This window comes from Vibrio sp. 661 (assembly GCF_033339315.1).
In the GTDB taxonomy this organism is placed as follows: Bacteria; Pseudomonadota; Gammaproteobacteria; order Enterobacterales; family Vibrionaceae; genus Vibrio; species Vibrio alginolyticus.
The window spans coordinates 214,368-228,676 of sequence record NZ_JAWOUJ010000002.1 but is presented as its reverse complement, the minus strand read 5'-3'; the positions used below and the strand labels follow the sequence as shown (position 1 = coordinate 228,676).

The 14,309-nt window shown below is 44.9% G+C and carries 14 protein-coding genes; 8 read left to right on the top strand and 6 right to left on the bottom strand.

What is annotated here, in order from left to right; translation table 11 throughout:
- Positions 1-29 precede the first annotated feature (29 nt).
- Complete coding sequence (locus tag R7P69_RS05320) at positions 30-551, top strand: DUF2058 domain-containing protein (RefSeq protein ID WP_033906326.1); 522 nt, start codon at positions 30-32, stop codon at positions 549-551.
- Between the two features lie 92 nt (positions 552-643).
- Here R7P69_RS05320 and R7P69_RS05315 read toward each other — a convergent pair whose 3' ends face one another.
- From R7P69_RS05315 to R7P69_RS05305, 3 genes are all read right to left on the bottom strand, one after another.
- A complete protein-coding gene (locus R7P69_RS05315) occupies positions 644-1,258 on the bottom strand; it encodes a LysE family translocator (protein WP_017633575.1) in 615 nt (204 codons plus the stop codon).
- 77 nt (positions 1,259-1,335) lie between these two features.
- Complete coding sequence (locus R7P69_RS05310) at positions 1,336-1,728, bottom strand: ribosome recycling factor family protein (protein WP_238952758.1); 393 nt, start codon at positions 1,726-1,728, stop codon at positions 1,336-1,338.
- Positions 1,729-1,747: 19 nt separating this feature from the next.
- On the bottom strand, positions 1,748-2,617 hold the full coding sequence (locus R7P69_RS05305) for a LysR family transcriptional regulator (RefSeq protein ID WP_053304592.1): 870 nt from the start codon (positions 2,615-2,617) through the stop codon (positions 1,748-1,750).
- Positions 2,618-2,722: 105 nt separating this feature from the next.
- Between R7P69_RS05305 and R7P69_RS05300 the strand changes: the two genes are divergently transcribed.
- Together R7P69_RS05300 and ansB are read left to right on the top strand one after the other, a co-directional pair.
- Positions 2,723-3,979 (top strand): adenylosuccinate synthase, encoded by a 1,257-nt coding sequence (locus tag R7P69_RS05300; RefSeq protein ID WP_054574549.1) that lies wholly within the window; start codon positions 2,723-2,725, stop codon positions 3,977-3,979.
- Positions 3,980-4,349: 370 nt separating this feature from the next.
- Positions 4,350-5,414 carry an L-asparaginase 2 gene (gene ansB / locus R7P69_RS05295; RefSeq protein WP_318121444.1) on the top strand — a complete coding sequence of 355 codons (1,065 nt, stop codon included), beginning with the start codon at positions 4,350-4,352 and terminating at the stop codon, positions 5,412-5,414.
- Positions 5,415-5,490: 76 nt separating this feature from the next.
- Here ansB and R7P69_RS05290 read toward each other — a convergent pair whose 3' ends face one another.
- Positions 5,491-6,327, bottom strand: coding sequence for a pyruvate, water dikinase regulatory protein (locus R7P69_RS05290; protein WP_005373820.1), 837 nt, complete (start codon positions 6,325-6,327; stop codon positions 5,491-5,493).
- Positions 6,328-6,578: 251 nt separating this feature from the next.
- On the opposite strand from R7P69_RS05290, the gene ppsA reads away from it, so the two are divergent.
- The 4 genes from ppsA to tyrS all read left to right on the top strand — a co-directional run bounded on the left by ppsA (position 6,579) and on the right by tyrS (position 12,243).
- Positions 6,579-8,951, top strand: coding sequence for a phosphoenolpyruvate synthase (gene ppsA, locus R7P69_RS05285; RefSeq protein WP_170890207.1), 2,373 nt, complete (start codon positions 6,579-6,581; stop codon positions 8,949-8,951).
- 170 nt (positions 8,952-9,121) lie between these two features.
- Positions 9,122-9,901: a hypothetical protein gene (locus tag R7P69_RS05280; RefSeq protein ID WP_005373824.1), complete on the top strand. Its 780-nt coding sequence runs from the start codon at positions 9,122-9,124 to the stop codon at positions 9,899-9,901.
- A 193-nt stretch (positions 9,902-10,094) separates the two neighbouring features.
- Positions 10,095-10,901, top strand: coding sequence for a response regulator transcription factor (locus R7P69_RS05275; protein WP_021707696.1), 807 nt, complete (start codon positions 10,095-10,097; stop codon positions 10,899-10,901).
- A gap of 82 nt (positions 10,902-10,983) precedes the next feature.
- Positions 10,984-12,243, top strand: coding sequence for a tyrosine--tRNA ligase (tyrS, locus tag R7P69_RS05270; protein ID WP_053304596.1), 1,260 nt, complete (start codon positions 10,984-10,986; stop codon positions 12,241-12,243).
- Between the two features lie 106 nt (positions 12,244-12,349).
- Here the strand turns inward: tyrS and R7P69_RS05265 are convergent, their stop codons facing one another.
- Together R7P69_RS05265 and R7P69_RS05260 are read right to left on the bottom strand one after the other, a co-directional pair.
- The gene (locus R7P69_RS05265) at positions 12,350-13,384 is read right to left on the bottom strand and encodes an ABC transporter substrate-binding protein (RefSeq protein WP_138940053.1); all 1,035 of its coding nucleotides are present in this window, start codon (positions 13,382-13,384) and stop codon (positions 12,350-12,352) included.
- Positions 13,385-13,521: 137 nt separating this feature from the next.
- Positions 13,522-13,881: a DUF6559 family protein gene (locus tag R7P69_RS05260; protein WP_053307189.1), complete on the bottom strand. Its 360-nt coding sequence runs from the start codon at positions 13,879-13,881 to the stop codon at positions 13,522-13,524.
- Between the two features lie 167 nt (positions 13,882-14,048).
- Between R7P69_RS05260 and R7P69_RS05255 the strand changes: the two genes are divergently transcribed.
- Positions 14,049-14,303 (top strand): hypothetical protein, encoded by a 255-nt coding sequence (locus R7P69_RS05255; RefSeq protein WP_005387084.1) that lies wholly within the window; start codon positions 14,049-14,051, stop codon positions 14,301-14,303.
- The last annotated feature ends 6 nt before the right edge of the window (positions 14,304-14,309 follow it).

The window sequence follows — 14,309 nt, the reverse complement described above, 5'->3', positions numbered from 1 at the left end:
CCCAAAATTGCGCACTAACTGGATAAAACATGGCAAAACTTACCCTTCAAGAACAAATGCTGAAAGCTGGCTTAGTTAATGAAAAGAAACTAAAGAAAGCGAAGAAAGGCTCTAAAAAATCACGCGTTCAAGCACGCGAAGTAAAAGCGGCGGTTGAAGAGAATAAACGCCAACAGTTAGAGCGTGATAAACAATTGAGCGAGCAGCAAAATGCTGAGCGATTAAACAAAGAGATCAAAGCGCAGATCAATCAATTGATTGAGATGAACAAGATCGACTTAAAAGATGGCGACATCAAATACAACTTCACTCACGGTACGCTAGTGAAATCACTTTATGTAGATTCACTTATCCGCGAGCAGTTGATCAAAGGTATTTTGGCAATCGCAATTTTTGGTGAAAGCTATGTTGTCATTCCACGTGGAGTAGCGAATAAAATTGCTCAACGTGATGAGTCCGTCATCATCGAACAAAAAGAACCTGAATCGGACATTCCAGCAGAAGACGATCCATACGCAGATTTCGTCGTGCCTGACGATTTGATGTGGTAACAATAAATAATCGATGCATCAACGAAAAGAGCCGCTGATGTAACATCAGCGGCTCTTTTTATAGAAAAATAATCTACGGAGATGATGTGTTGTTATTGCTTACTTAGTAGCAAATTCGCACCTGATGCGGCTAAAAACAACGAACATCCGCGATTGAAACGTTTCGCCATTTTTGGATTTGAAAACCAGTGCCTCAAGTACAAACCAAAGATGGCATAGATTGAAATGGCGACCATTTCTAATATCAAAAACGTCGAGCCAAGGGCAAAAAACTGCTCTTGAACGTTGGCATTGGCATCAACAAATTGCGGCAAGAATGCAGTAAAAATAAGTATCGCTTTCGGGTTGCCAGCAGCAAGCGTAAATTCTTGCTTCGCAAGTCCTGCGTAATTGCGCGAATTGTCCAAGTCAGAGATCGGGCTGGACTCTGAACGCCAAAGGTTAAACGCAATCCACAGTAGATACAGCGCTCCTACCAACTTTATTGCCAAAAATAGCATTTCTGACGTATACAAAATCACAGCCAGACCTGATGCAGACAACGCAATCATCGCTGAAAAAGCAGCAATTCTGCCTAAACTGGCCGTAAACGCGGCCCTAAAGCCGTAACAACGCGCATTATTCATTGCCAATAAATTGTTTGGGCCTGGAGCCATATTTAGAGCGAAGCAAGCAGGAATAAAAAGGAGAAGCTGCCAAATATCCATAATAAAATGGTCTTAGTGAGTGATTTTGATCGGTACCCTAACATCTGTTAATAAAGTGAGTAAACCACAAACCGATCTTAAAGCAACTCAGCATCAAATCGTGCCGTGCGAGCTTGAACTAACGTGCAGTTCGTTTCAGCCATCAGCTCCGCTAGGGTGATGTTTGGGTTTTGTCTCACCAAACGTATCAACTTCACGTCCAAAGGTTCCAATTTGTCTTGGTGAGCAAGTAGAGCTTGTTCGATCTTGTTGATCGCAAATCGCATCGTCTCTGCTTCTTCGTTTTTGAGATGCTCTAAAAACGCTTTTACACCCAAAGCCTCGCCCGAGATTTGCCAGTGACGAGATCGTCTAATTCGCTTAAGATCGCACTGTTTTTCTGCTGCGAGTGTTTTCGCTCGCTTGGCATGGTCGCCCCCAATACGGTGAATCAAGGATGGGAGCGAAATCGTAATCTTCGTCTCTTTCATGGCCTTTTCTTTCATCGTCTTAGCCCTCAACCACCGACACATTCTCGCCAACCCAAGCCAGCAACTGTTTTGCCGCTTTGGATAACACCTGATTTTGACGCACGATGTAGCCAAAATCAGTGTTTGGAAAACTTGGCAAAGGCGTAACTTCTCGAGAAAGTTTTAATCTCGGATCGAGCGAAAAATCCGGCACAATAGCAGTCCCAAACCCCGCTTCCGCCCAGTCGATTTGTGCTTCCACACTGCCCACTTCCATCACGCGATGCTTAGGCAGATTTAGCTCAGGTAAAGACGCATCAATCAGCTCTCGGGTTCGAGTATCGTGCCCTAGCAGGATCAGCGTCTGGCTCTCTTTTCGATTGTCTTGCCACTCAAAAATGTTATCGCCAAACGCACACCAGTGAATCTGCGTGAGAGGCGTAAAATGCAGCGGTTGACTCTCTTTTTGTGCGATAACAAAGCCGATATCGGCACGCGCACTTTTCACCAAATCCACCGCTTGAGAAGATGTGGTGTTGAACAATGCCAAGTCGATCCCCGGATATTCACTTTTGAATTGCTGAAATGGTTTGATAAGCAGTAAACGTGAAACAATATCGCTCGCCGCAATAGAAAGCGTCCCCTGCGTAAGATCGTTGATGGCATTGAGATCTGACTGACAAATTTGCAGCTCATTGAGCATCCGCTGCGCCGTAGCTAACAAACGCTTCCCCGCTTGCGTCAACTGCACGGGATTTCGCTCAATCAATTTCGTGCGCGTGGCTTGCTCCAACTGCTTGATATGCAAACTTACGTTCGGCTGCGTCATGTGCAGTTCCATCGCTGTTTTACCAAAGTGTTTTACCTCTGCAAGAGTTACGAAGGTTCGCAGCCAGTTCAAATCTAACATTGCCAATTCCGATATGAAATTCTTATCAAGTTAATGAGTATAATTAATTTCTCTTATTATGGCGAACACCTTAAGATTTTTGCATCTGTTTTTGGAGATTAAATTATGTCGTCTATCGTTGTTGTGGGTGCAAACTGGGGTGATGAAGGCAAAGGCCGCATCGTTGACTTTTTGGCAGAGCAAGCTTCTGCGAGCATTCGTTTCCAAGGTGGTAACAACGCGGGTCACACCGTGGTTAACGATCTAGGTACGTTTAAGCTGCACCAGCTACCAAGTGGCGTATTCAACCCAGACTGTTTGGCAGTGTTAGGTCCGGGTATGGTTATCAGCCCTGCGTTGCTGTCTCAGGAGATTGCGGAAGTTGAAGAAGCGGGCGTAAAAGTGAATATGTGCATCTCTGATCGCGCAACACTGTGTCTACCTCTACACGCACTAGAAGATACGCTAGAAGAACAACGTTTAGGCGACAAAGCATACGGTTCAACTCGTCAAGGTATTGCACCTGCGTACGGTGACCGCGTAATGAAGAAAGGCATCCTAGTTGGTTGGTTAAAGCAACCAGAAGTATTGGTTGAGCGCCTTCAATTCATGATGGATTGGAAACTGCCGCAACTGCGTGCACTTTACCCGACGTTCGAGTTTGAACAAACCGCTGAAGAACTGGCGAACTGGCTGCTAGAAGTCTCTGCACCTTGGCGCAATTCAATTTGCAACGTAACGCTTCCTCTAAAAGAACTACAAGCGAAAGACAAAACTCTATTGTTCGAAGCGCAGCTTGGCGCGGGTCGTGACCTTGTTTACGGTGAGTACCCTTGGACAACATCTTCTAACGTTGTATCAATGTACGCGGGTATCGGTAGTGGCCTTCCGGCACTTCGTCCTGAACGCGTTATTGCGGTTGCAAAAGCCTTCAGCTCATCAGTGGGTACTGGTACGTTGATCACTGCAATGGAAGAGCAAGACGCTTTCCGCGAACTTGCTGGCGAGTTCGGTGCAACTACGGGTCGTCCACGCGACATGGGCTACTTCGACGCAGTCGCTACGAAAAATGGCGTTGAACTGCAAGCCGCAACTGAAATTGCACTAACGAAAGTAGACTGTTTGACTGGCCTTAACGATCTGAAAATCTGTGTTGGCTACGAAGGCGACCACAGCGAAAACCCAATCTGGCCTCAAACTGCCTCTCTTGCGCCAATCTACGAGAAGATGGAAAGCTGGAGCGAGGACATCACAGGTTGTCGTAAGTTTGAAGAGCTTCCAGTAGCAGCACAGAAATACGTTCTACGCATTGAGGAACTCATGGGCGTACCAGTAAAAATGGTGTCTGTGGGTCCTGGTCGTGAACAAATGATTATGCGATAAGATGTGAATTAACACATCATTGGCAAGCGGCTTTTATCTGTTCCGGGGTAAAGCCGCTTTTTTTTACACTGTAAACTTTGAAAAATTGCACGGCTAAATTCATGTTTAGTAACCTCATCACGAGACTCCTACCTCCTTTATTTATAAATCAATAAATTATAGGGCTTAACACGTTGTGCACGTTACTAGCACATCTCACTTGTTAAAGAAGCACGTCAATTAGGTTAACTGGTTGATTTGATATTCTTTAAGTGATTAGTTGATCACGATCTTCATCTGCAATTTGTTGAACTAGTACTCAAAAAATCTAACCCGCTGTTTTTAGGATAGATGAGTTCCCCAACATCCAACCTAACAGCAGGTGATTCCCATGACGAAAAATCTTTTCCGCCTCAGTACGATAACCCTTGGTTTGTGCCTTAGTTCTTTGTCTTTCGCGCAATCCGATCTTCCGAACATTAAAATTCTTGCCACTGGCGGCACCATAGCAGGCGCAGGTCAATCTGCAACAGAGTCAAACTACACAGCAGGTAAAGTCGGCGTTGAATCATTGATTTCTGCGGTGCCGAGTATGACCAACATTGCCGATATTTCTGGAGAGCAAGTGGTCAGTATCGGTTCACAAGATATGAATGATGAAGTGTGGCTAAAATTATCGAAAAGAGTTAATGAGCTACTCGCTCAAGATGATGTTGACGGCATCGTCATTACTCATGGTACGGATACGTTAGAGGAAACCGCTTACTTCCTTGATCTGACCGTCAAGAGCAAAAAGCCTGTCGTGATCGTCGGTGCAATGCGTCCTTCCACCGCAATGAGTGCTGATGGACCAGTCAACTTATACAATGCAGTCGTAACAGCCACCGATGAAGATTCAGAAGGACGTGGCGTGCTAGTCGCAATGAATGACACGATTTTCGATGCGCGAGATGTGACAAAAACCAATACAACCTCCGTCAGCACTTTCCAGTCACCCAACTTTGGTGCTATCGGCTACATTCATAATAGCGATGCCAAATATCAACGAAGCCCAGAGCGTAAACATACGACAGAAACCCCATTCGATGTATCAAAGCTTACTAAGTTGCCTAAGGTCGGTATTGTTTATAACTATGCAAATGCCTCCAATTTGCCAGTGAAAGCCTTTGTGGATGCGAAGTTTGACGGCATCGTAAGTGCTGGTGTCGGTAATGGTAACTTGTACCACACTGTGTTTGATGAGCTAGAGAAAGCGAGTAAAGATGGCGTTGTTGTTGTAAGAAGCTCCCGAACGCCTAGCGGCTCAACCACTTTGGATGCTGAAATTGATGACGAAAAATACGGCTTTGTTGCCGCTGGTACATTGAACCCACAAAAAGCACGTATCTTACTGATGCTGTCACTGAAGCAGACCAAAAACTATCAAGACATCCAAAAGATGTTCCAATACTATTAATTCTGTCTAAGGTTCATTCGATAGAGGAGGTACACACCTTACCTCCTCTTACACATAGCGACATAAGCGTCTCTTGTTAGCCAAACAAGCGACGCTTCATTCCTGCTTTTTCCAGAATACGCGTAGTAATTTCCTCAACAGACAGAGAGGACGTATTGATATATGGGATCGCCTCTCTTCTAAACAACGCCTCAACAGTGTCTAGCTCCAGCTTGCACTGCTCTGTGCTAGCGTAATCACTTCCAGACAAACGATTTTCACGGATTTCAGTCAAGCGCTCGGGATCGATAGTCAGCCCAAACAACTTATGACGATGGATCTCAAACTCAGGCAACAAACGCATCATCTTCACATCTTCCGCAATGAACGGATAGTTCACAACACGTAAACCAAATTGCATCGCCATGTACAAGCTAGTCGGCGTTTTTCCGCTGCGCGATACTCCCAGCAGGATAATATCGGCTTGTTCCAACCCTTTTAGCGTGATGCCATCATCATGCGCCAATGTGTATTCAATAGCCGCAATACGGTCAAAATAGGTGTCGGAATCTTTCCCCACACTGCGAGAACGCTGCAACTTAGGCTTTGGTGCCATCTGAATGTCGTCTTGCACTTTCTGCACAATACTCTCCAACACATCGTAACTGTATGCCGGCGCTTCAAGCAGCATTTCACGTACTTCTGGAACGACAATTGAGAAAAAGACCAGAGGTTTGACGCCATTGCGCTGGTAGGAAGTTTCAATTTCTTTGACTACGTCAGTAGCTTTGTCCTGGCTTTCTACGAACGGAAAGGTTTTTTCGTTAGGAATGAACGGAAATTGACCGAGAACAACATGCCCTAATGTCTCACATGTTATCGCCGTACCGTCAGAAACATAGAACACATCACGACTTTGGTTATTTATTTGCATTTCTGTTTAATTTTTCAAAATCTTTTGAGTAGGATGGTACACATAATATTAATAAATCAGTTTGGCTTTCAGTTAGGTTCACCACAGCTTTAAAAATTCGTTTGAATTTTTTTCAGCCAGAACGTAATCGTTTGCCTTTGATATCAATCTGAATGAAGCAATGTATGGTCAACGTGTAATAACAGCCAACATGCGATTGTTTAGATCGATTTAAGTCCCCCTACTAAGCTGCAATGTTTCTGGAGAAAGACATGCAAAAGAACACCCTCTGGTTCAATGGCCTATCCATGGATGATGTCGACAAAGTCGGCGGTAAAAATGCTTCACTTGGCGAAATGGTTTCTAACCTAGCGAACGCAGGCGTTTCTGTACCAAATGGTTTTGCGACAACCTCATACGCGTTTAACCAATTCCTTGACCACGAAGGTTTGGATGAGCGTATTCACCAATTACTCGATGAACTAGACGTTGAAGATGTAGAAGCTCTGCGTAAGACAGGTGCAAACATTCGTCAATGGGTATTAGAGGCCCCTTTCCCTGCGGACCTTGAACAAGAAATTCGTGAAAATTACCAAGAACTGATCGAAGGCAATCCTGAGCTTTCAGTCGCAGTTCGTTCATCTGCTACGGCAGAAGACCTACCTGATGCTTCTTTTGCTGGTCAGCAAGAAACGTTTTTGAACGTGAAAGGCATCGACGCAGTACTAGAAGCAACTAAGCACGTTTACGCTTCTCTATTTAACGACCGTGCGATTTCTTACCGCGTTCACCAAGGGTTCGACCACCGTGGCATCTCGCTATCTGCGGGTATCCAACGAATGGTGCGTTCAGATAAAGCCTCGTCGGGTGTTATGTTTACACTAGACACTGAATCGGGTTTCGACCAAGTTGTCTTCATCACCTCTTCATGGGGTCTAGGCGAGATGGTCGTTCAAGGTGCAGTAAACCCTGACGAGTTCTACGTTCACAAGCCAATGCTTGAAGCAGGCGAACACCCAATCGTTAAGAAAACATTTGGTTCTAAGTTGATCAAAATGATCTACTCAGATAACCAAGAAATCGGCAAACAAGTTGATATCGTTGATACTTCTGATGAAGAGCGCAACACGTTCTCATTGAACGACGACGAGATCAAAGAGCTCGCAAAACAAGCAATGATCATCGAAAAGCACTATCAGCGTCCAATGGACATTGAATGGGCAAAAGATGGCATTGATGGCAAGCTGTACATTGTTCAAGCGCGTCCTGAAACCGTATGTTCGCAAACGGAACAAAATGTGATTGAGCGCTACGAACTACAAAACAAAGCAGATGTTTTGGTTGAAGGTCGTGCAATCGGTCAGCGCATCGGTAAAGGCGTGGTTCGCTTGGTTGACTCTCTGGACCAAATGTCTTTAGTCCAAGAAGGTGACGTGCTAGTTACAGACATGACTGACCCAGATTGGGAACCAGTGATGAAAAAAGCATCTGCAATCGTAACCAACCGTGGTGGCCGTACTTGCCACGCTGCCATCATCGCTCGTGAGCTTGGTATTCCTGCAATCGTTGGCTGTGGCGATGCGACAAGCAAGTTAACCGATGGCGCAACCGTGACCGTATCTTGTTCAGAAGGTGAAACGGGCTACGTTTACCAAGGTGAACTTGAGTTTAATGTAAAACGCTCTTCTGTTGATGAACTGCCACTGCTACCAACAAAAGTGATGATGAACGTGGGTAACCCTGATCGTGCGTTTGACTTCGCACAAATTCCAAATGAAGGTGTTGGTCTTGCTCGTCTTGAATTCATCATCAATAAGATGATTGGTATCCACCCGAAAGCATTACTTAACTTTGATGCACAAAGCGATGAGCTAAAAGCAGAAATCACTCAGCGTATTCGTGGTTACAAAGATCCTATCGATTTCTACGTAAGCAAACTGACAGAAGGTATCGCAACCATTGCTGCGGCATTTTGGCCGAAACGCGTTATTGTTCGTATGTCTGACTTTAAGTCTAACGAATACAGCAACTTGGTTGGCGGTAAAGCCTACGAACCGCATGAAGAAAACCCAATGCTTGGCTTCCGTGGCGCGTCTCGTTACATTTCTCCAGTGTTTGAAGACTGCTTCGAGCTAGAAACTCAAGCAATTAAACGCGTTCGTAACGAAATGGGTCTGAAAAACGTTGAAATCATGATCCCATTTGTGCGTACACCAAGCGAAGCAGCATCAGTGATTGATTTGCTAGCGAAGTTTGATCTGCGCCGTGGCGATCAGGGGCTTAAAGTCATCATGATGTGCGAACTGCCATCCAACGCGGTCCTTGCCGATGAGTTCTTGAAGTACTTTGATGGCTTCTCGATTGGCTCAAACGACATGACTCAGCTAACGCTTGGACTTGATCGTGACTCTGGCGATGTTGCACATCTATTTGATGAGCGCAACCCAGCGGTTAAGGTGATGCTTCAGATGGCGATTGATGCGGCAACAAAAGCAGGCAAATACGTTGGTATTTGTGGTCAAGGCCCATCAGACCACGACGACTTAGCGGAATGGCTAATGGATCAAGGTATTAGCTCTGTATCACTAAACCCAGATACGGTTATCGATACTTGGTTAAAACTCGGTAAAGTTAGCAGCAAGTAACACACGATAAACTCTAGCCCTCACACTCCACTTGTGAGGGCTTTGTTATTCACACGTCATTTCACAATCAGTTCGTGATTCCTCTCTCAAGTTCGTCATTTAGTCAATTTCATTATCAAAGTCTGATGACCTAAAATGAATGGTATATCGATAACTCCAGAGAGAATTTGATGAAAAAGCCTATCGCACTCCTTACTACATTGATGCTCCTGGCATCCCCTGCTTATGCCGATTGGGATGAAATTTCCAATAAAATGTCTGAGCTTGGCGACGCAGTTTCTGATACTGCACAAGATGCTTGGGACGACACCAAAGCGTTTTCAAAACAAGCGTGGCAAGATTTCACGAACTGGTCCGAGGAAGCGATCAATACCGCAGGCGAATGGACAGAAGCCAGCATCGAGAAAAGCAAAGAATGGATAGATGCTGCCGACAAAAAAATTGATGAGCTGATGGAAGGCGATACGCCAGAAGAAGCTCGCCAAGCCGTGGACTTAATGGCAGATAGCGCTTTGCTCAAGTTATTTAATGAAAAGCCGGAGGCAAAAGCTATTTACGACAACGCGTACGGCTACGCGGTCTTTGATTCTCGTAAATTATCTTTGCTGTTTCACACCAACTCAGGGTCAGGAGTCGCAGTGAATAAGGAAACAGAAGAACGCACTTATATGAATATGTTTGGTTTGGGCGTTGCACTTGGGGCTGGCGGCAAATTTTACCAACAAGTGGTTCTGTTTGAGAGCAAAGAAGACTTTGATACGTTCGTCAACGAAGGATGGGAGGCCACAAGTGAAGCCTCTGCTGTTGCGGGCGAAGATTCAGAGCAACTTTCAAAACAATTTAACAGCGGCGTCGCCGTCTATCAGTTGAACGCTAAAGGTTTGCTCATCGATGCTAACGTGTCTGGTTCTAAATATTGGGTTAACGAAGAGCTCACTAACTCGCAGTAATGCATAGCAACTAATCGCTTAAATAAAACCGTTGTTATGCACCCTTATCAATAAGTTAACGGGGATATGATTCCTCAAAACTGAGCACTTACGCAACTTTCTCTATGGAAGTCACCAGAAGATGGCGACTTCCCTTTCTCGTTGGATGGCTTTTGGTTATGCTTGCGCAAAACCACCTGCAATTCGGTATCCCATGCCTGACAATAACTTTAATAATCTGCTAGCAGAAGCAATTTCTGCTCTTAACACGCCTAACTTTACTCCTAAACTTATGCGTGTCATTCGCACTCTTTTTCATTTTGATTGCGCAGTTATTTTAGGTTACCGAGAAGGTAAACATCCTATTTATCTCTACGACTCAATTGAGAACGAGCGAGAGTTACTTTTTCAACGCTACCTTACTGACTCATTTCAAAATGACCCTTTTTTTCTCAAACTAAACGAGACAAAGCAACAAGGCGTATTTACGCTCAAAGACGTGGCGCGTAAAGGCGTTGACTTCACCTCATACTGCGAGCAGTTCTATCATCAAACAGGGTGGAAAGACGAGCTTAGCATGCTAGTCGAAGTTGAATCTGGCCGTTGGGTCATGCTGTACTTCGGATATATGACTGATGGAAAATACTTTTCTCAGCAACAAATCAATAAGCTAAAGCCCTATTTCCCGATAATTCAGTCGCTTTGTCAGCAGCATTGGAAACAAACGGAATTTACCTTTTCTGAGCCTGTTTTTGCACAGAGTGCTTATTCTGGCAGTATGCGATTAGCCATTGAGCAAGCTTTAGCAACGTTTGGCGTAGAATCACTCACCCGTCGCGAACAAGAGGTGGCTTCGCTTCTCGCTCAAGGGTTTGACACCAAAGAAATTGCCGCGCGGTTACACTTAGTTCAAGGCACGGTCAAAAATCATCGAAAGCGAATTTACTCGCAATTAAATGTGTCTTCATTGAGTGAGTTATTCCAGCTTTTCCTCAATCACCTCATTCTCCATTCAAGATAAAAAACTGTCCCTTAAGGGATATATCGAGAAAAGGTGTCGCGTTTTAGTCTGAATGTAACAACCACTAAAACAGACAAAAAGAATGACGACACCATTACTGCAAGATTTACAAGATCGCGGCTTGATTGCACAAGCCAGCGATTTGGAAGAAATTCAGACACTTCTCTCACAGCCACAAACCGTTTACTGCGGCTTCGATCCTACAGCTGGCAGCTTACATATCGGCCACCTCGTGCCTTTGATTATGCTTAAGCGCTTTCAAGATGCCGGACACCAAGCTGTTGCCTTGATTGGCGGTGCAACGGGCATGATTGGCGACCCAAGCTTTAAAGCGACTGAGCGCAGTCTGAACTCAGAAGAAATCGTCTCAGGCTGGGTTAACGATCTTTCTAATCAAATTCAGCAGTTGATGAATCACCAACTGACCAAGCCGATGATCATGGTGAACAACGCTGACTGGATGAAAGCGATCAATGTGATCGACTTCTTCCGCGATGTGGGTAAGCACTTCTCGATCAATACTATGGTCAACCGAGAATCGGTAAAACAACGCCTGCAACGACCTGACCAAGGTATCTCCTTCACCGAATTTAGCTACGCCCTACTGCAATCGTATGATTTTGCCGAGCTAAACCGTCGATACGGTTGCCGTTTGCAAATCGGTGGCAATGACCAATGGGGAAACATCGTCAGCGGGATCGATTTAACTCGCCGTCAAAATGGTGAGCAAGTATTTGGCTTAACTCTGCCGCTGATCACCAAATCCGATGGCACCAAATTTGGCAAAACTGAAGGTGGTGCAGTATGGCTAGATCCTAGCAAGACCTCTCCTTACGCGTTCTACCAGTTCTGGCTTGGCGCAGAAGACGCCGACGTTTACCACTTCCTGCGTTACTACACGTTCTTGAGCTGCGAAGAAATTGCCAGCATTGAAGCGCAAGACCAAGCAAGCCAAGGTAAGCCACAAGCACAACGTATCCTCGCTGAGGAAATGACGCGATTTGTTCATGGCGAAGAAGGCCTAGCTAGCGCCGAGCGCATCACTCAAGCTTTATTCAGCGGTAATGTGCAACAACTGAGTTTGGGTGAATTAAAACAATTGGAGTTGGATGGTTTACCAAGCATTGAGAGCACACAGCAAGATTTGGTTGAGCTGTTGATTGAGTCGGGTTTAGCAAGTTCGAAGCGTGTTGCACGCGAACACATCAGCAACAACGCCATCAGTGTAAACGGTGAAAAAGTGGCGGCTGATAACCCAAGTTTGAGCTTCCCACTGTTTGATCAATATTGGTTACTGCAACGCGGTAAAAAGCACTTCTGCCTCGTAAAGCGTGCCGCGTAGCAACACTCGAAGTACAAAGCCCATAAAAAATTCCCCTCACCGCTTTCGTGATGAGGGGAATTCAAATTTGAACGATTTTAAGCCTAACAATAGGCAAAGGCGTTGCTTATTGCGTTCTTAAACGGTGCCAGTACTTTTCGTAAATCGCTAACGTTTCTGCGCCAACATCATTAATAAACTCGCCTTTTTTCATGTCTTCTGATGAAGGGAAAATAGTACGGTTGTTTTTCAATTCTTCTGGCAATTTGTCACGCCCAGCGTTCGTTGCCGACGCATAACCCAAACTGGTCACGATTTCCGCTTGGTTCTCTGATTGGTACATGAAGTTAATAAATTTATGCGCCAATGCTTTGTTTTTACTGCCAGACGGAATAGTGAAGTTGTCCATCCACAATACCGCGCCCTCTTCCGGCATCACGAACTTCAGCTCAGGCATTTCAACCTGTCCTTGGAATGCGTTGCCGTTCCATTGCATGCCGACCGATGTTTCACCGGACACGTAAGGGACTTGCGGCGCATCTGAGTTGTACAGTAATACGTTGTTTTTCAGCGCGACTAGAGAATCAAAAGCCTGCTCGATTTCTGCTTCGTCTTTTGTGTTCACGCTATGGCCATTTTTCTTCAGCGCCATACCGAACACATCGCGAACGTCATCAATCAGCATGACTTGTTGTTCGTATTGAGACTCCCATAAGTCTGCCCATTTGGTCACTGGTTGCTCAACCATGGATTCGTTGTAGCTGATCCCGGTAATGCCCCAAATATAAGGCAGCGAGTAATCATTTTTAGGATCGTGCGCTTGGCCAAGTAAACCGTCCATTGTGTCTTGCATGTTTGGCACTTTAGCGTGATCTATTTTCGAAAGCAGCCCTTCTCGACCCATTTTTTCAATGAAGTACGCAGAAGCAAAAACCACATCGTAACCAGAACCTTTTAGCAATTTTAGCTTGGTGTACATTGATTCATTATTCTCAAAGGTCGAATAATTAATCGTAACGCCTTCTTGTTTTTCAAACGCTTTTAACGATGCTTCCGGCAAATAGCCACCCCATGCATAAACGTTCAACGTTTTGCTATCTGCATGAGCAAACATGCTGAGCACAAGAGCACTCAGCCCCAATCCTTTGATGATTAATTTCATGGTATGCAATCCAACCAGTCCAGCGACGCGCTGGGATTCGGGTGCATAATTAGGTAATTGTTACCCAATTGAAAGAAAATTTAATTAATCTTTAACAGCAAAAATATTTATCGAATTTATAAAATTAACGCATGTTTTTAATAGCGACTGTGCATACCAAAATGATGAGACATTCCATCTTCCATTCGACCTCCTTTCCAGCCACCAGAACCGAGTAAATTAAGCACATCTTGAGCGGTATAATCGACACCAGCGAAGAAGTCATGCGCCACGTCTGAGCGTATTGCTTGCAACTCTGGTTGATTTTCCAAATCAAGATCTTGCGGATCCGCATATAATGCCAACGCAATTTTTTGTTGGCACGCGCTTAACTCGCTGGTGCTCGTCTTTACCTGACCAACCGAAAAGTACTCACGACTGCCGTATCCCACTATCAATCTGGTACTCATTAGTTTAATCACTTTCTTAATGCGGCGACGTTGTATAAATCTCAACATGTTTTGTTATTCCTGTATTAAGTTGGCTATGGTCGTATTCTTTTGTTCGAATTAAAACACTCTGTTTTATCCGCGAAATTTCTCTAGCGCTTTTCGCGATGATCGGTTGTATAATACGATCCTGAAATATTTTGTTACGTTACCTCGGTAACCCCTGAGACTGCAACATGAACAACAGCAGATGGGTCGGCTTTATAGGCGGCACGATTGTCTTACTTAGTACCTTTATCCTCTTCGGATCTTCCGTCCACGCTGCTTGGTACCGAATCCCTGCGGAAGCCATTCATGGTATCGCCTTCACTTTGGCTTTTGGTTTAGGGTTAAACAGCCTGCTGGCGTACGCGACGGCAGTGATTACTCTTGCTGCACTATTCTACATTGGCTTTGTCGTTAGCTATCGGGTCCATCAGAAACTTAAATAGTCTTCT